Annotated in this window: 17 protein-coding genes; 8 read left to right on the plus strand and 9 right to left on the minus strand. The window is 69.2% G+C overall.

Features of this window, described 5'->3' with window-relative positions:
• Positions 1–199 precede the first annotated feature (199 nt).
• Entirely contained in the window at positions 200–1306 is a 1107-nt protein-coding gene (locus AB0C35_RS43590) for a LacI family DNA-binding transcriptional regulator (RefSeq protein ID WP_358469692.1), read from the minus strand.
• 274 nt (positions 1307–1580) lie between these two features.
• On the opposite strand from AB0C35_RS43590, the gene AB0C35_RS43595 reads away from it, so the two are divergent.
• The gene (locus AB0C35_RS43595) at positions 1581–2294 is read left to right on the plus strand and encodes a TetR/AcrR family transcriptional regulator (protein WP_358469695.1); all 714 of its coding nucleotides are present in this window, start codon (positions 1581–1583) and stop codon (positions 2292–2294) included.
• A gap of 184 nt (positions 2295–2478) precedes the next feature.
• Here AB0C35_RS43595 and bldC read toward each other — a convergent pair whose 3' ends face one another.
• The gene (bldC, locus tag AB0C35_RS43600; RefSeq protein ID WP_012850682.1) at positions 2479–2682 is read right to left on the minus strand and encodes a developmental transcriptional regulator BldC; all 204 of its coding nucleotides are present in this window, start codon (positions 2680–2682) and stop codon (positions 2479–2481) included.
• A 273-nt stretch (positions 2683–2955) separates the two neighbouring features.
• Complete coding sequence (locus tag AB0C35_RS43605) at positions 2956–3834, minus strand: hypothetical protein (protein ID WP_358469698.1); 879 nt, start codon at positions 3832–3834, stop codon at positions 2956–2958.
• A gap of 125 nt (positions 3835–3959) precedes the next feature.
• Here AB0C35_RS43605 and AB0C35_RS43610 point away from each other — a divergent pair, with 125 nt between their 5' ends.
• Entirely contained in the window at positions 3960–5042 is a 1083-nt protein-coding gene (locus AB0C35_RS43610; protein ID WP_358469701.1) for a Glu/Leu/Phe/Val dehydrogenase dimerization domain-containing protein, read from the plus strand.
• Between the two features lie 300 nt (positions 5043–5342).
• The gene (locus tag AB0C35_RS43615) at positions 5343–5549 is read left to right on the plus strand and encodes a DUF3073 domain-containing protein (RefSeq protein WP_358469704.1); all 207 of its coding nucleotides are present in this window, start codon (positions 5343–5345) and stop codon (positions 5547–5549) included.
• A gap of 320 nt (positions 5550–5869) precedes the next feature.
• Here the strand turns inward: AB0C35_RS43615 and purM are convergent, their stop codons facing one another.
• Both purM and purF read right to left on the minus strand, forming a co-directional pair.
• Positions 5870–6913, minus strand: a complete 1044-nt coding sequence (purM, locus tag AB0C35_RS43620) for a phosphoribosylformylglycinamidine cyclo-ligase (protein ID WP_358469707.1) — start codon at positions 6911–6913, stop codon at positions 5870–5872.
• On the minus strand, positions 6913–8361 hold the full coding sequence (purF, locus tag AB0C35_RS43625) for an amidophosphoribosyltransferase (protein ID WP_358469710.1): 1449 nt from the start codon (positions 8359–8361) through the stop codon (positions 6913–6915). Before purF ends, purM begins: the two co-directional genes overlap by 1 nt.
• A gap of 127 nt (positions 8362–8488) precedes the next feature.
• On the opposite strand from purF, the gene AB0C35_RS43630 reads away from it, so the two are divergent.
• Positions 8489–8860 carry a hypothetical protein gene (locus tag AB0C35_RS43630; protein WP_358469713.1) on the plus strand — a complete coding sequence of 124 codons (372 nt, stop codon included), beginning with the start codon at positions 8489–8491 and terminating at the stop codon, positions 8858–8860.
• A gap of 36 nt (positions 8861–8896) precedes the next feature.
• On the opposite strand, the gene AB0C35_RS43635 is transcribed toward AB0C35_RS43630, so the two are convergent.
• Entirely contained in the window at positions 8897–9535 is a 639-nt protein-coding gene (locus AB0C35_RS43635; protein ID WP_358469716.1) for a LamG domain-containing protein, read from the minus strand.
• Positions 9536–9742: 207 nt separating this feature from the next.
• On the minus strand, positions 9743–10219 hold the full coding sequence (locus AB0C35_RS43640; protein WP_358469731.1) for a sterol carrier family protein: 477 nt from the start codon (positions 10217–10219) through the stop codon (positions 9743–9745).
• A gap of 157 nt (positions 10220–10376) precedes the next feature.
• Between AB0C35_RS43640 and AB0C35_RS43645 the strand changes: the two genes are divergently transcribed.
• Both AB0C35_RS43645 and AB0C35_RS43650 read left to right on the plus strand, forming a co-directional pair.
• Positions 10377–12224, plus strand: a complete 1848-nt coding sequence (locus AB0C35_RS43645; RefSeq protein WP_358469719.1) for a protein kinase — start codon at positions 10377–10379, stop codon at positions 12222–12224.
• A gap of 380 nt (positions 12225–12604) precedes the next feature.
• Positions 12605–13516, plus strand: coding sequence for a hypothetical protein (locus AB0C35_RS43650; RefSeq protein ID WP_358469722.1), 912 nt, complete (start codon positions 12605–12607; stop codon positions 13514–13516).
• 584 nt (positions 13517–14100) lie between these two features.
• On the opposite strand, the gene AB0C35_RS43655 is transcribed toward AB0C35_RS43650, so the two are convergent.
• The gene (locus AB0C35_RS43655; protein ID WP_358469725.1) at positions 14101–14406 is read right to left on the minus strand and encodes a hypothetical protein; all 306 of its coding nucleotides are present in this window, start codon (positions 14404–14406) and stop codon (positions 14101–14103) included.
• A gap of 174 nt (positions 14407–14580) precedes the next feature.
• Positions 14581–14874 carry a hypothetical protein gene (locus tag AB0C35_RS43660; RefSeq protein WP_358469728.1) on the minus strand — a complete coding sequence of 98 codons (294 nt, stop codon included), beginning with the start codon at positions 14872–14874 and terminating at the stop codon, positions 14581–14583.
• Positions 14875–15698: 824 nt separating this feature from the next.
• Between AB0C35_RS43660 and AB0C35_RS43665 the strand changes: the two genes are divergently transcribed.
• Both AB0C35_RS43665 and AB0C35_RS43670 read left to right on the plus strand, forming a co-directional pair.
• On the plus strand, positions 15699–16064 hold the full coding sequence (locus tag AB0C35_RS43665) for a DUF5919 domain-containing protein (protein ID WP_358469734.1): 366 nt from the start codon (positions 15699–15701) through the stop codon (positions 16062–16064).
• Positions 16065–16075: 11 nt separating this feature from the next.
• Positions 16076–16888, plus strand: coding sequence for an inositol monophosphatase family protein (locus AB0C35_RS43670; protein ID WP_358469737.1), 813 nt, complete (start codon positions 16076–16078; stop codon positions 16886–16888).
• Positions 16889–17123 lie beyond the last annotated feature (235 nt).

Genomic DNA, 17123 nt, shown 5'->3' on the forward strand with positions numbered 1-17123 from the left:
CATTAACCCGCCGGAGAGGGGTTACGGGCTGGCGAATGCGGCAGACTTGGCCAGCCCCTTACCCGGCGCACACCGGTTCGAGGAACGATCGACCGTCCGCGGACGCCGGACAACGACCGGGCCCGGCGGGAAAGCGAAATTTGATGGGAGCGATGAGAGGGCGGGGGGACGTCTACGCGGGGAACGGCGCGCGGGCGCCTCAGGCGGCGGGGGCGGGACCCGTCGTCGAGCGGACCACCAGGTGCGGGACGACCAGGTTCTGCCGGGCCGCACGGGACGGGTCGCCGATGCGCGCGGTCAGCAGTTCGGCGGCCACCCGCCCCATGTCCCGGCGCGGCTGGTCCACGCTGGTGAGGGAGATGTGCCGGATGGCGGCGAGATGGGTGTTGTCGTAGCCGACGATCGACAGCTCCGCCGGCACCCGCAGCCCCTGCTCGTCGGCCGCCGAGAGCGCACCGGTCGCGACCAGGTCGTTCGGCGCGAAGATCGCGGTGGGCCGGGGGTCGCGGCGCAGCAGCGCGAGGGCGGCCCGGTAGCCGCCGTCCTCGGTGAAGTCGCCGGGCTCGACGACGATGTCGCCGGCCAGCCCGTGCCGGCGCATCGCCCGCTCGTAACCGGCGCGGCGGTAGCGCGCGGTCGTGGAGCGCGCTCCCTCGATGTGGGCTATCCGGCGGTGGCCCAGTTCGACGAGATGGTCGACGGCGAGGCTGGCGCCCAGTTCGTCGTCGTCGACCACGATGTCGACGCCGACGACGTCGCGTTCACCGACCACGACCACCGGGACGCTCGCCGCGGCCTCCTTGAGGGACTCGGGGACGACGCTGAGCAGCACGAGCCCGTCCACCCGCATCTCCAGGAACGCCTCGACGGCCTCGGCCTCGAACAGCGGGTCCCAGCGGCCGCTGCCGACGAGCATCCGCAGGCCCGCGCCGTGCAGGCTCTCCTGCAGCCCGTCGAGGAACTCGGCGAAGAAGGGATTGTGCAGGTCGGCGACGATGGCGCCGATCAGCCTGGTGCGCCCCTCGACCAGGCTCCTGGCCACGGCGTTCGGCCGGTAGCCGAGTTCGCGGGCGGCCTGCAGCACGGCCTGCCGGCGGCGCTCGCTCACATGCGGTGACCCCCGCATCACCAGGGAGACGAGCGATTTGGAGACGCCGGCGCGCTCGGCGACGTTGCGGATCGTCGGTTTCGGCGAGGGGACGGCCCTCCCCTCACCGCGGGCGGCGGGAGAGGGTTCGGTCCGCGGCCGGGGGACCGCACCCTCCTCCCGCCCGTTGTGCGGGGGATTTGCTTGCTCAGCTGACATGGCACTCCGTCCAGGGGGACCTGCAGGACCTGCCGCGGCGGCGCACCGCTGGGGGGTTCGGCGCGCCGGCCTCCGCTCGGGAGGAGATGCCATGATGCCGCGCCTTCGCCTCAAACCGCCGCAACAGTGAGTAACGGGCATCCGACAATGGTGGTTCGGGCCTGTGGTGTTCCGGATCACAGCCGTGTCGGAGGTTGATCACGACCCGGTGAAAGCCCGGTTCATCCGCGGTCGGCGTGGCCTGCCGCCGCCCCGGCTCGGATACGCTGCCCAGGTGGTAGATCGTGCGGTGGCCGGCGGCAAGGCGCGGAGCGGGCCTGCAGGCCAGCAGGGTGGCGGGCAGAGCGGCGGGCGAGGCCGTCGCCGGCTCAGCGTCGACGAACGGCGAGAGGAACTGATCGCGGCGGCGCTGCAGCTGTTCAGCACGCGCTCGCCGGAGGACATCTCGATCGACGACGTCGCCGCGGCGGCCGGCGCCTCACGCGCACTCGTCTACCACTACTTCGGCGGCAAGTACGAGCTGTACATCGCCGCGCTCGGCAGCGCCGCCAAACAGCTGTCGGTGCTGCTCGAACCGCCCACGGAGGGCAAGCCGCTGGAACGCCTGCGGATCTCCCTGCGGCGCTACTTCGACTTCGTGGAACGCCACGCCGCCGGCTACACGGCGCTGCTGCGCGGCGGACCCGCCGACCGCTCGGGCGAGGTCGGCGAGATCGTCGACGGCATCCGGCGGCTGCTGCTGGACCGGATCCTGCACTCGCTGGACATCGAGACGCCGCAGCCCATCCTGCGCATCACGCTGCGCTCCTGGATGGCGGCCGTGGAGACCGCCGGCCTGGACTGGCTGGAGAACCGCGACGTGACCCGTGCCGGGCTGGAAAGCCTGCTGGTCGACCACCTGGTCGTCATGCTCCACGCGGCCGGGCGCCACGACCCGGGCACCGCCACCCTCTTCGACCGCCTCTCCCAGGAGGAGATGAGCTCGTAGGCCGCGGACGCGTGGGACGTTTTGTCCAAACGTGAACTAAATGTCCCCTCGCGAGGGCTGTGTCCTCATGTGGACACAGGGTCTCATGTGTCCCAAATTCCGCGCACGTCAGGACGGTGCCGTGCGTTGCCTCCGGCACCCGGCGGCTCGGCGCCCGGCGCCGGAGGCAACGCAGCGAACACGGTTACTCCGACCGCTGCTGCGGGATTCCCGCGAGCAGCGCCCGCACCTCCGCCTCGCGGTAGCGGCGGTGCCCCCCCAATGTCCGGATGGACGTGAGCTTTCCCGCTTTCGCCCAGCGCGTGACGGTCTTGGGGTCGACGCGGAACATCGTCGCCACCTCCGCCGGCGTCAGCAGGGGCTCAGCCTCTGGCGTACGTGCTGACATGTTTGCGGCCTCTCCTCCGTGGACCGATGACAGCGATCCTGCGATTGATCTTCGCGCGGTCACTGATGTCCCCTATGGCCCGAAAGAGCCACTATGACATCACAACGTGTAACCTTGCCACCACTCAGCGCAACAAGCAAGTTCCTGGCCGTAGTTGCGTGCAAACATCCCCGCGGACGCGGGGTGCGGTGCCTGTACGGTGGCGACTGGGTCACGCTGCGTGATTCTAGCGACACGTATAGTCGTATCGCGCGCGGATTCGGGAAATTTGTTTTAGTTCGCCGTCTCCAGTGCCCTGACGGGCCGCCAGCGGGCGAGGAGGCGCTTGTACATCGCCACGGTCAGCTCGGCCTCGCCCCGCTCCATCCCGGTGAGGGCGACGGTCATCTCGGCCACCGACTCGTCCGCGCGGAGCGCCCGGTCGTCCAGCAGATGGACGAGCCCTCCGTAGTCGAGTTCCACAAGCGCGCGCGGATGGAAGCCGTCCAGCCACCGGGCTAGCGTCTCCAGCCGTCCCGCCGACAGGAGATAGACGTCACCCGTCCCGTCGCCGAGGTTCTCGCGCACCACGGGGAGCGCGCCCGACACCCGCCGGCGCGCCTCACCCATGGAGGTGACGTAGATGAGGGTACGCGCGGGCGCGGCCGTCGCCGGGCCATGACCTCCGTGGTCCTCGGACGCGTCGTCCGACTTGCTGTACCCCGTCCCAGGGGTGCCCAGCATCAGGCATCGCTCACCCCGCGCGAACGGCACGAACCAGTCCAGCGGCACATGCCAGGTGCTCGTCAGGATGTGGGGACGCAGCGGCCGCCCCTTGCGCTTCCACTGCTCGAAGTCGCCCATCACCCGCTCCGACAGGGGCGGCGGGACGAACGCGGCCGCCACACCGGCGGCGTGCTCGTTCCTGAAGCGCTCGAAGGACAGCCAGGAGCGCAACCGCGTCTCCCACGGGCACACGTAAATCATGTCCTCCACGCGCCGGATGTAGGCATCCCTGCTCTCCCGCTCCGGCACGACCTCCGGCGGCGAACCGGTCACCCTCAGCGTGGCGTCGCGGTGCTCCACCCCGAGCGCGTGAATCCGCCGCGGGCGCCGTCTGGAGTCGGCGTAGACCGTCCACAGGGTCCGTGCGGGCTCCGGGAAGGCGGTCACCGGTTCATAAACCCGTAGGTACGCGGCGTACGGAAGCACGATCGCATCGTTACACGAGATCCGGCCCTGCGTGGCGGCATCCGGCGTCCTACGCTGATCTTAGAGACAGAGAGGAGGGCACTACCGTGCCTAATGTCTTCGGGGCGCCCCACAAGGGCACCGAACCCCGACACGAGCAGGTCGTCTTCTGCCAGGACGAGGCGAGCGGCCTGCGCGCCATCATCGCGATCTACTCGACCGCGCTCGGCCCGGCCCTGGGAGGGACACGCTTCTACCCCTACGGGTCCGAGGAGGATGCGCTGGCCGACGTGCTCAACCTGTCCCGGGGCATGGCGTACAAGAGCGCCATGGCCGGGCTGGACCTGGGCGGCGGCAAGGCCGTCATCATCGGCGACCCGTCCATCGACAAGTCCGAGGCGATGCTGAGGGCCTATGGACGCTTCGTCCAGTCACTGAACGGCCGCTACTACACGGCGTGCGATGTCGGCACGTGCAGCGAGGACATGGACATCGTGGCGCGCGAGTGCCAGTACGTCACCGGCCGGACGGTCTCGCACGGCGGAGCCGGAGACTCGTCCATACTCACCGCGTTCGGCGTGTTCCAGGGCATGCGCGCCGCAGCCGAGACCATGTGGGGCTCTCCGACGCTCCGGGGCAGGCGAGTCGGGGTGGAGGGCGTCGGGAAGGTCGGTCACCGGCTGGTGGAGCACTTGCGCGAAGACGGCGCGGACGTCGTGATCTGCGACGTGAACGAGGCCGCCGTCGACAAGGTCCGGTCGATGCACCCGGAGGTCGAGGTCCTCGCGGACGCCGACGCCATGATCCGGACGCAGCTGGACGTGTACGCCCCGTGCGCGCTCGGCGGATCCCTCACCGACGACACCGTGACCGTCCTGGACGCGAAGGTGGTCTGCGGCGCCGCGAACAACCAGCTCTCCCACACCGGTGTCGAAAAACGGCTCGCCGACCGCGGCGTGCTGTACGCACCCGACTACGTCGTCAACTCCGGTGGTGTGATCCAGGTCGCGGACGAGATCGAGGGCTTCAACTTCGACCGCGCCAAGGCCCGCGCCACAGGCATCTACGACACGACCCGCAAGATCTTCGCGTTGGCCGCCGACGAGGGCGTCCCGCCGGCGGTCGCCGCCGACCGGCTCGCCGAGCGCCGGATGTCCGAGATCGGAAGACTGCGCGGAATCCTGCTCTGAGCCGGCCGCGCCCGAACGGTTCGCTGTACTGATTAGACCGTTGCAAGACCGTTGCCAGAGCCTCCGTGGGGCACCCCACGACCGTCCCACGGAGGCTTTGGCGCGTACCCGTGACCACGGGATACACTGTTGTTAGCAGGACCAGGGGCGCCGCCACGTACCGTCGATGTACCGAGCCGGGCGCAAAACGGGTACGGTTGTACCCGTGACTGACGCATGGCTCATCAGGCACCGGTTCGTGTGGTACACGCGCGCGTTGATGGGCCCACGAAAGCCCTGACCATCGAGGGGGTCGAGCCAATGGGTCGCGGCCGAGCCAAGGCCAAGCAGGTAAAGGTTGCCCGACAGCTCAAGTACAACAGCGGCAACACGGACCTCGACCGCCTGAAGAGCGAACTGGGAGTCGATGACTCCGGCGAGGACTCCTACGACGAGCTCGCCGAGAAGTACGCCGACTACGCCGACGATTACGGCACCGAGGACCGCAAGGACGGCACCTCCGGTTGATCGGCCGACAGGACGCCACCGCCCGCAGCACAGGGCGGTGGCGTTCGTCGTGACTTCTTGATGTTCGCCAAGGTGCACGGCATGGGGGTGTGGTTCGTCATGGTCTCCGAAGGCCGCCGAGATTGCCCGCAGGGCACGTTCGGCGGCGCACGCTTCCCGTGTGGCCCGTGAGGGCTGAGAGACGCTCAGCGTCCCTCTCAGCCCTCACCGGGCAGCTTTCCGCGGCCCGGTCCTCACCGGCGACGTTCGCGGCGCGTTCCGCCCGCGGAGCTTCTGACTCGACGAGCTTCTGACCCGGCCGCCGTCCCTCACGCGTCCTCTCACGCCAGGGCCGCGGCACCGGTGCCTTCGGTGATCTCGCCCAGGTGCCAGGACGCCACACCCCGGGAGGTCAGGAGGCGGAGGGCCTCGTCAGCGCTGTCCGGGCTGACGACGGCCGCCATCCCGACGCCGAGGTTGAACGTCTTGTCCATCTCGGCCTGCGGGACGTCCCCGTGCCCTTGCAGGACGCGGAACACGGCCGGTGTCTCCCACGACGAGCGGTTCAGCACGGCGTCCAACGTCGGAGGCAGCGAGCGGGCCAGGTTGGCCACCAGCCCGCCACCCGTGATGTGAGCGAACGCGCGTACCCCACCGGCCTGGATCAGCGCCAGGCAGTGCTTGGCGTAGATCCGCGTGGGTGTGAGGAGTTCCTCACCCAGTGGACGGCCGAGTTCCGCCGGCTGGGATTCGAGGGTCAGGTCCGTCGTGGCCAGGATGTGGCGGACGAGCGAATACCCGTTCGCGTGGATACCGGACGACGCCATGGCGATGACGACGTCCCCTGGGCAGACACGGTCGGGGCCGAGGATCTCGTCGGCCTCGACTACGCCCGTCCCCGCGCCCGCAAGGTCGAACTCGTCGGCTTCGAGGAGACCGGGGTGCTCGGCGGTCTCGCCGCCGACGAGGGCGCAGCCCGCCAGAGCACAGGCGTCCGCGATGCCGCCGACGATGTCGGCGATCCGCTCCGGGACGACTTTGCCGCAGGCGATGTAGTCCGTCATGAACAGCGGTTCGGCACCGCACACGGCCAGGTCGTCGATGACCATGCCGACGAGGTCGTGACCGACCGTGTCGTAGACGCCGAGACGTCGCGCCAAGTCGACCTTGGTGCCGACACCGTCCGTGGACGTGGCGAGCAGGGGGCGCTTGTAGCGCAGGAGCGCCGAGGCGTCGAACAGACCGGCGAACCCGCTGACGTCGTCGACCACTTCCGGACGCCGGGCCCGGGCCACCCGGGACTTCATCAGCTCGACGGCGCGCTCGCCCGCCGCGATGTCGACCCCGGCGGCCTCGTAGGAGACCGGCGTGGGGTGACCGGCCATCAGGTGACCTCCAGCAGGTGCTTGCCGCGGGCGGCCTCGTCCACCGGGATGGGGTAGACGCCGTCGAAACACGCCCGGCACAGGTTGTCCTTGGCGATCTGGGACGCCGAGATCAGTTCGTCCAGGGAGATGAAGCCCAGCGAGTCGGCGCCGATCGAGTCGCGGATCCCCTCGACCGACAGGTTCCCCGCGATCAGCTCGGCGCGGGTCGCGAAGTCGATGCCGTAGAAGCACGGCCAGGACACGGGCGGGCTGGAGATCCGCACGTGCACCTCGGCGGCGCCCGCGTCCCGCAGCATCCCCACGATGGCGCGCTGGGTGTTGCCGCGCACGATCGAGTCGTCCACCACGATCAGCCGCTTGCCCTCGATCGCCTCCCGCAGCGGGTTGAGCTTGAGCCGGATGCCGAGCTGGCGGATGGTCTGGGACGGCTGGATGAACGTCCGGCCGACGTAGGAGTTCTTCACCAGGCCCTGGCCGTAGGGGATGCCGGACGCCTCGGCGTAGCCGATCGCGGCCGGGGTGCCCGACTCGGGGGTCGGGATGACCATGTCGGCCTCGACGGGATGCTCGCGGGCCAGCCGCCGCCCGACCTCGACGCGGGTGGCCTGCACGCTGCGTCCGGCGATCGAGGTGTCGGGACGCGCCAGGTAGACGTACTCGAACAGGCAGCCCTTCGGCCGCGCCTCGGCGAACCGCTCCGACCGGACCCCCGCGCCGTCGATCGCGACCATCTCGCCCGGTTCGATCTCGCGGACGAAGCGGGCGCCGACGATGTCGAGGCCGGCGGTCTCGGACGCCACCACCCAGCCCCGGTCCTCCAGGGCGCCGAGGACGAGCGGCCGGACGCCCTCCGGGTCGCGGGCGGCGTACAGCGTCTCCTCGTCCATGAAGACCAGGGAGTACGCGCCGCGGGTGGCGGGCAGGATCTCCCGCGCCGCCGCCAGCGGGCCCTCGCCGTGGGTGGCCAGCAGGGCCGTCAGGACCTCGGTGTCCGTCGTGGCGGTCAGCACGCCGGGCGCCAGCCGCGCGGCCAGCTCCGGAGTGTTGATCAGGTTGCCGTTGTGGGTGAGCGCCAGCCCGCCCGCGTCGCTGGACCGGAACGTGGGCTGCGCGTTCTCCCACGTGGGCGAACCGGTCGTCGAGTACCGGCAGTGTCCGACGGCGATGTGGCCGCGGAGGGTGTTCAGCACCGATTCGTCGAAGACCTGGGCGACGAGGCCCATGTCCTTGAACACGACGATGCGCGAACCGTCGCTGACGGCGATGCCCGCCGACTCCTGCCCGCGGTGCTGGAGCGCGTACAGGCCGTAGTAGGTCAGCTTGCTCACTTCCGCCCTCGACGCCTGGTCCGCGGGGACCCAGACGCCGAATACCCCGCAAGCATCCTGCGGGGGGCGGTCAGAGGAGTCGAGGTCGTGGCTCAGACGTCCGTCACCGAGAGGCACATTGCCAGTCTAGATGCCCGATTCAGCTGCTCCGATCGGTGGCATGTACTTAACGGACCTTTACCCACCCGAACCACGGGCATCACGCACACCGGGGGAGTCTGGTGACCGACACGTGGAGGAACGCATGACGCTGCCCGGGTACCAGACGTATGCGCCGCCCTCGCCGCCCAAGCGGAGCACCCTGGCGAGGGCCTCCCAGGTGCTCGGAATCGCCGGGCTGGTCGGCCTCGTCCTGTGTCTGGCGGGGATGATCCCGGCGCTCGCCGGACTGATCCTGGGGACGATGTCCCTCGTCCGGCGCGACGCCGACCGGCGGCCCGCCGTCGTGGGCGTCGTCTGCTCCACCCTCGCCCTCGCCATCGGTGCGGGGATGCTCTTCTGGCTGCTGAGCAAGGCGGCCGAGTGCGGGGACGAGGCGCGGTACCCGGACGACTCGTCGCGGCGGGGCTGCGTCGAACGCGAGTTCCCCTTCGCCAAGGCCAACGCCACCCCCTAGGCCTCTGCGCCGCACCTAAGGAGACCTAGAGGCTTCCTAGGGGCTTTGGTAGTCGGCGAGGGAGCGGACGGCTTCCCCGTCGAGCGCCGAGGCGTAGACGCGGAAATCGTCCATGAGGCCGCCGAATCCAGGCTTGGTGGGCTCGCTGCCCAGGTAGATGGGTCCGGCCGGTGTGACGACGGCGTGCTCCAGAGGGACGGTCACGTCCAGCCTGCCGTTGACGTAGAGAGACATCCCGGCGGGGTCCACGACGAACGCGATGTGCGCCCACTCGCCCACGGTCAGCCTGGCGCGGCTGTCGACATAGTCCGGTCCCTTGATGGTGAAGAGCTGGACCCGCAGCCGCATCGCGTCTGGGTAGAGCCACAGCCCGAGGCCCCGCGCGTCGTTCTCGGCGACCGGCTTGTAGACGAGACTGCGCCATTCTCCGGTCGGTTCCTCGGCGACTTGGACGAAGAACGTCACGCTGAACCCGAACACCTGGCTCAGGACGAGCTGAGGTGTGGCGGGAATCACGGCCCGGCCGCTCCCGCCGAGCGCCAGCGCCTCCCCGTCCCTGCCCGGGACGATCTCGGCGTTCTCGTTCAGCTCGGCGGCGGGTGCGGCGCCGGCCGCGGCGGCCACCCTGCGGCCGTCCACGGTGTCGACGTCGAACGTCCAGTGCGCGATCAGCACGGGATCACCTCCAGCACGGCGACGCGCGCAAACCGACCCTGCTCGCCACTGGTGTGCTCGCCACTGATGCGCATGCCGCGCCGCCTTCCAGGCCGTGCCCCGAACGGACGGTGGTGACCACGCTGGCAGCGCCCGGCGGTCTCGGCAAGACCCGAACTGGACGATCGGCCAGTAGCCCGGCTCGGCCGGCCTCCCGGACACTGTCTGTCAGCCGGGCTCCGAAGTCCCCTGATCGACGGGCAGGCCGATGGGCAGTGGAAGATGACCGGACAGATCCGCGCGCGCGCCGCTGGCGCGGACTCGCCCGTCGGCGACGGCATCGGCCCAGGCCAGCCGTCCTGTGGCCAACGCGACCCAGGCGGTGGAGTCCATCTCCACCACATTCGGTGGGGTACCACGGGTATGGTGCGGGCCGTCGATGCACTGAACGGCGGCGTAGGGAGGGACGCGAACCTCCACAGAACGGCCGGGCGCCAGCTCGGCGAGCCGGTCGAGCAGGAAGCGCACCGCTCCTTTGACGACCGGCCGGGACGGTTCGGCGTTCCCTGTATCGATGCAGGCGAGGACGGTGTCCAGGGCCGCGCGACGAAGGGCGGCCGGTTCGTCCGCGCCGGTGTACGCCGGCAGGCCGAGCGCGGTGCGCTGCTCGTTCAGGACAGCGAGGGAAAGCGGTTTTCGCGGCATCGCCACCGACGTTACCGGGTCGTGGCCCACGGTCATTCGCCCTGCGGTGGCGCCTCGACGCCGCGCAGACGGTAAAAAGGACCCCGCCAGGCATGGGGGTGTGAAGGGAACGGGGAGACCAGGGACGCGGTCCCTGGAGGACACGGAGGTTCGTCAGATGCCCGAGGCGCTGCCCCTGCAGCCGGGTGACCCGCGAAGACTCGGCTCGTACGAGATCACGGGCCGGCTAGGCGTCGGCGAACAGGGCGCCGTCTTCGTCGGCAGGGACCCTGCGGGCGCCCAGGTCGCCGTGAAGGTCCTGCATGTGCGACTGAGCGGTGAGCCCGTCGCCAGGACGCGGTTCACCGGCGCGTTTACCGCGGCCCGGAAGGTGTCCGGCTTCTGCACGGCGGCGATCCTGCACGCCGATGTGGAGGGCGACCGTCCCTTCGTGGTGAGCGAATGGGTGGACGGGCCGTCCCTCCAGCAACTCGTCGACGAGGAGGGCGTGCGCGGCGGCGCGGTCGTCGAGCGCCTGGCGGTCGGCATGGCGATCGCGATCGCGGCCGTCCACCGGGCGGGTGCCCTGCATCACAATCTGAAGCCCGGGAACGTCCTCCTCGGACGGGACGGCCCGAGGTTGAGCGACTTCGGCATCGCCCACGCCTTGGAGGCGGTGAACGTGGCCTTCTCCGGGCACATCACCGAGGATCCCTCCTACAAGGCCCCAGAGCAGCTCAGCGGCAGGGGCATCGGGCCCGCCGCGGACGTGTTCGCCTGGGCGTCGACGATCCTGTTCGCCGCGACGGGCAGGCAGCCCTTCGGAACCGGCTCGCCGTCCGAGGTGATGCAGCGGATCGTCTACGACGAGGTGGACCTGACCGGTGTCCCCGACTCGCTGCGCGAGGTGATGGCCGACGCCTTCGCCAAGGACCCGGCAGGCCGTCCGACGGCCAAGGATCTCCTCCAGCGCCTCCTGGACGAGACGAGCCCGCTGGCCGGCCGCATGCCGTCCTCGATGGTCGACGAAGGCCGCGCTCTCGCCGCGGGTTCGGCCGCGCAGCCGCCCGAGCCCCAGGCCGTGCCACCCCCGCCGATGGGTGCGCAGCCGCATCCCATGGCTCCCGACCCCGGCGCGACGCCCACGTTCACACCCGGCATGCCGGGGCCAGGCCCGAACACACCTGCCATACCTCCCCTGGGCGTCCCTTCGCCCCCTCCCGCGGAAAACGCTCCGTCGCCGCCTCTGCCCTTGCTGGGGAAGCTCTCGCGCGCGCGCAGGTCACAGCCGGAACCCGAGCCGCCCCCGGCCGACCTCGACCCGGCCGCCTTCGAGGAGACCACGACCTTCAACGCGTTCGAGCCACGGCGCCCCGACCGGACGGACCAGACCGCGAGGTTCGACGCGGTCGGCCCCGACCCGACGGCCACGTTCGACGCGGTCGACCTGGAGTACCCGAACGCCGGCGAACCGTCCCCGCTCGTCCCCGGCATGGGGGAGGGCCAGGGCGGCGGACGGAATTCCTCTCCTCTGACGTCCCTCGGCAAGATGCGGCGCCCCAGCAACCACGTGCTCGGGGTGGCGCTCTCGCTGTTCATAGGCGTCGGCGTGGGGATCGCCATCATCGCGCTGGTGCTGTGGCCTCAGCTCAAGGCCGACGAAGGGCCACCGCCCGACAGCGCCAACGCGTCGAACAACCGTCCTGTGACGACGATCCCGTCATCGTTCGGGGGGACGTGGACGGGGACGCTGGTCAACACCAACCGCAACGTGTCGTTCCCCGTGGAGGTCACGTTCGAGGTGGGCGGCACGACCGGACAGGCGGTCTACCCAAGAGAACAGTGCACCGGCACGCTCAGGCTGACGAGGGGCACGGAAAGCGCCCTGAAGATGTCCCTGGCCATCGGCAAGCCCTGCACGCCCGGGGTCGTCCAGATCACCCGGCAGCCGGACGGGACCCTGCAGTACACCTGGACCAGGCCCGGGACGAACCTCGCCTACGGAGGCAAGCTGAGCCGCAGCTGACCGGGAGAAACACCGGATTTACCCCTGAATCTGGATAGTTCCGCTAAGGTTTCTCGCGATCGAGATACCGATCAATGGCGGGCAGACGGCGACGTGCCCGCAAGCGCAGACAGTGAACCAATGACAACTCCACCCCGTACCCTGAAGTGCTCACGGCTACAGCGGATCCGCAAGGCCGAAAGCCGTGTCCCGTAAGATGGCTCGGCTCCAGGCGAACGGAACCGGCATCTAACGCTTCGCGCCGCCTCACCCGCCTCAGAGGTCTAGCCTTGGCGAGGCACAGACGGTTCTTTAATGTTCATTGACCTACGGCCGTGACGAGAGGAGAACATGTGGAGACCCCCGCCTCCACACGCAGGCGTAGTGGACGACGCGCCGCCGTGGCTCTCGTGGCGTTCGCCACCGCTCTGCCGCTGCTGGGTACCGCCACACCGCCCGCCGGCGCCGCGGCACCCGTGTCCGTCCCGTACGACCCGGGCGACAGCGCCAAGTTCCGCAAGCTGAACCGCCAGATCGAGCAGCTCGAGAAGGAGTACGGCGGCGACCTGGCCAAGCTCAAGGACGCCCAGTACGCCGCCAAGAAGGCGCACGACAAGTCGAAGGTCCTGGAGAAGGACCTCGTCGAGGCCCGCAACGTCGTCGCCCGGCTCGCCGCGACCAAGTACATGATGAACGGCGAGGACCCCACGGTCACCTTCGTGTCCGCCGCCGACCCGAGCGAACTCCTCAGCAACGCCAGCCTGGTCAGCCACCTCGCCCAGAACAACGCCGCGAAGGTCGAGCAGATCCAGAAGCTCGTCAACGACCAGGCCCAGGCCCGCAAGAAGGCCGAAGAGAAGATGGCGCAGCTCAAGGCGGAGATCAAGGACCTGAAGAGCCGCCAGGCCAAGATCAAGCAACTGGTCAAGAAGTACAAGCCCGAGTCGCCGAGCATCGGCATGGGCGGCGTCACCCCCCGCATGCTCAAGACCAAGAACACCATCGACCTGGAATTCGGCCCGTTCCCCACCATCGGCTGCGTCCGCAACACCGGCGACCCCCAGGACCACGGCACCGGCCACGCCTGCGACTTCATGGTGACGACCGGCGGCGTGATGGCGTCCGGCAGCGCAAGAGCCCAGGGCGACCAGGCCGCCCAATACGCCATCTCCCACGCAAGCGCCCTAGGCATCAAGTACGTGATCTGGCGCCAGCGCATCTACGACATGCGCAGCCCCGGCTGGCGCATGATGGAGAACCGAGGCGGCAACACCGCAAACCACTACGACCACGTCCACATCTCAGTCTTCTAACCGCATCCCCCGCCGCCCAGGGCCGGAGCACACGAGAGGCACATCCAGGGCACTCGTGCCCGGAATAGTTCCCCACGTGTCACCAATCGCCTCGCGCATCCGTTCCCAACTGGACGGCATGAGACGCGCGTAGGTCCGAAGCGTGACCCCAGGGCCGGCGTGCCCGAGGAGACCGCACATCGCTCAGTGATGGCCGCTCCGACCGCCGCCACCCGTTCCACCAGCCACGGGTGGAGACGTGGGCGAGAATCACCCGGACGTAATTCGGCGCGATCACCTGCTGCCGCCCCCGCAGCCACGCTTTCATCAACGACGGCCGCTGGGACAACACATCGATCTACGACTATCGGACACTAAAGGGCCCGACTACGCCGCCACGAACAGCCGCCCGCGCGCCTCAGCCATCCTGTCAGCGAGCTGCATGGGCGTCATCGCCTCCAGCAGCATCCACCCCGTTGATCCCGGCATCATCGCCCACCACCGGAAGGTGTGCTGTCCGAACCAGACCGAGGCGCCCGGGAACCGGCGTTGCAGCGTGATGACCGCCGCCGTCTCATCATCAGGAGCGTCACCGGCCCACGACCTCACGACCGAGACCCCGGACGGCCGGACGCCGCAGACTCGGCCATGAACGCGACGATCCGGTCCACCGCGCCGTCCAGGTCGGTGACCGGGTGAAGGTTGCCGACCCGCCACCACGAGACCTGGCCCTTGCGCCGGTTCACCACCACGTAGCCGATGACGTCCAGCGCCGTCCCGCCCGTCCGGGTGATCGTCAGACCGGGCACCGCGTCGCGCAACTGGACGCACAGACCATGCGCGACCAAGGCCCGGTACAGGTCACCCAACACACGAAGTTCGGCGTCACGGGAGATCGAAGGACCCAGCATCAGTTTCTCGCTTTCGTTGGAAGCAGAGCCGACGGCACGGGGTCTGGCCCGCCCTCCCACACACGCGTGACCAATGGGGGCAATGGGGGTGATCACGCCGCGGGCCATCCTCGTCGCGCCGCCGGCTCTGCCGTTCAATGCGCCCTGGCCAGCCCATCGGGCCAGCCGAAAGCGCTAGTCGAAGTGGTCGTCAGCCGACCCGTTGAGCTGTCCGGCCTGAGCAGTCACAAAGCGAGCAACCTGCGCCGCCGCGCCCGGCACGTCGTCGACCGGGTGCTTGCTGTCGTCACGCCGCCAAGTGAACGTCCGCCCGGAGGCCCCGACGAACACCCACACGAACAGGCCCGGCTTGGCGGTACTCACCAGCAGCCCCGGCATGTCCTCGTCCAGCCGGACGGCCATGCCCAGGCCGAGGAGCGAGGTCCGCAGATCAGCCAGAAGCCGCAACTCGAAGTCCCGCGCGTTCACGACTCCGCACCGTCCCGCCGCCCGGACGCTTGGCCGGTCCCCGCGCAGTCAGGGCACGAGTCCTGACGGCTGTCAGCCGGAACGCCCGCCACGTGCCCCGGCGCCAACGTCCGTCGCGCCACACGCCGCTTGAACCCGCGTCCTCTGAAGAGGTGCAATCGCTCGCCATGACGACACCGTGCCAACGAGTCACGTTGCGTCACTACGCCGTGATCATCTCGTCTCGGACGTCAACGTCTTGCAACTGTCTCGACTTTGTCTCGTCTTCGATCTCGTGTCGCGCCTAGCCTGGTGAACGCCCGCCTAGAGAGGACAGCCGGTGTCTCCCCAACCGATCCTGTTGCACGTCGTGATCCGTCAGCGCCGCCTACACCGGTACGGCATGTTCCAGGCCGCCTACAACGAGGCCGCTAAGAAGATCGCGCCCGAACTCACCGGCACCGCACCCAGCCGCGCCCAACTCCACCGCTGGACGTCCGGCGAACTCAAGCGCCTCCCCTACACAGACCACTGCCGCGTCTTAGAAGCGATGTTCCCCGAGTGGACCGTAGACGAGCTGTTCGCCCCATGCCCGCCGCACGTCATGGCGGACGAGCCCACCGCCTACGCCCCCAGCGACGAACGCGCCGATCTCGAATCGACCGCCGACCGCATAGGCCCCAACCCCTACGCCGACGTCACCGCCGTCTTCCCCACCCGCGCCGAGTTCTCATTCGCCCACCCACCACACGCCCTGCTCGACGGCGCAAGCAGCATCCGGGCCGCCGGCCTCTCCCTCAACATGCTGTGCCAGCAGTACCCCGACCAGCGCCTACACCAGCTCATTGAGGGCGGCACCACCCTGCAGGCCCTGTTCCTGGACCCCCGAGGGCGATGCCATCCAGGCCCGCGAACGGGAAGAGGGCTACACCGACAACCACCTCACGACCCTCACCCGCCTGAACATCGAGGTACTGACGCGCCTGCGCAGGCGCCTGTCACCCGAGGCCCAAGACGGGCTGTCGGTCGCCGTCTACGACGAGACGATCCGGTTCAACATCACGCTCATCAACGACAAGCTATGCGTGATGCAGCCCTACCTACCGAACGCCCGCGGAGTCGACTCGCCCACCTTCCTCGCCGAGCGCAACTCGACCGGCACCGGCCTGTATGGGACGTTCGAAGAGATCTTCAATTCGCTCTGGGAATGAGGCCGAACCGTATGACCGACGCACCAGCCGCACTACTACCCGTGGCCCTCCGAGCAGCGGAGATAGCCAGCGAACTAGTGCGCACACGCGTCCCCGGCCTGCTCACCGCCAAGGGCGACCGCGACATGGCCAGCGAAGTCGACTACGCCGTAGAACGCGCCGTCCGCGACCACCTCAAAAAACGAACCCCCGACATCGCCATACTCGGCGAAGAAGAAGGCATCACCGGAGACACCACCGGCGAACTCCTCTGGGCCATCGACCCGGTAGACGGCACCGCCAACTTCGTCCGCAACATTCCACTCTGCGGCTTCTCACTCGGCCTGATAGAGAAGGGCCGCCCCGTCGTCGGCGTCATCGACCTGCCGTTCCTCGGCACGCGCTACCACGCAGCCCAGCACACCGGCGCCTACCTCGGAGACCGCCGCATCCAAGCCAGCATGACCACCGACCTCAAAGACGCAATCGTCGCCATCGGCGACTACGCAGTAGGCGAAAACGCCGAAGCCAAGAACCGCCGACGCATCGCCCTGACCGAACACCTAGCCGCCAACGTCCAACGCGTCCGCATGCTCGGCTCAGCCGCCATAGACCTAGCGTGGGTCGCAGAAGGCAGGTTGGACGCCAGCATCACGCTTTCCAACAAACCTTGGGACATGGCCGCCGGAGTCATCATCGCCCGCGAAGCCGGAGCCAAGGTCACCGACCAGGACGGCAGCGACCACGCCTCTACCTCGGCCGCCACCGTGGCTACGACTCCCGCACTGGCCGACGACATCAGATCCCTGATCAGCACTACGAGCGAAGCCCAGTCCCGCAGCTAAGTACGGACAAGCACGCGATACCTTGCCGAATTCCGCTGTTTTGGATCAAGGGGCGGCGGCGCTTGCGCCGCTGCGCGGCCCCGCGCCAGGCCGCCCGGAGCGTGCGGCGTGGGCGCCGGTCACCGGACGGATGCACCTACGGAGGGCCGAGGACGGCGACGTGGCGAGCACGTACCTGGAGAGCTTCGAACGGGTTTGGGCCTGCAGCTCAGATCGCAAGCCTGGCTGCCGGCCC

The sequence above is a fragment of the Spirillospora sp. NPDC048819 genome (assembly GCF_040650055.1).
GTDB lineage: Bacteria > Actinomycetota > Actinomycetes > Streptosporangiales > Streptosporangiaceae > Spirillospora.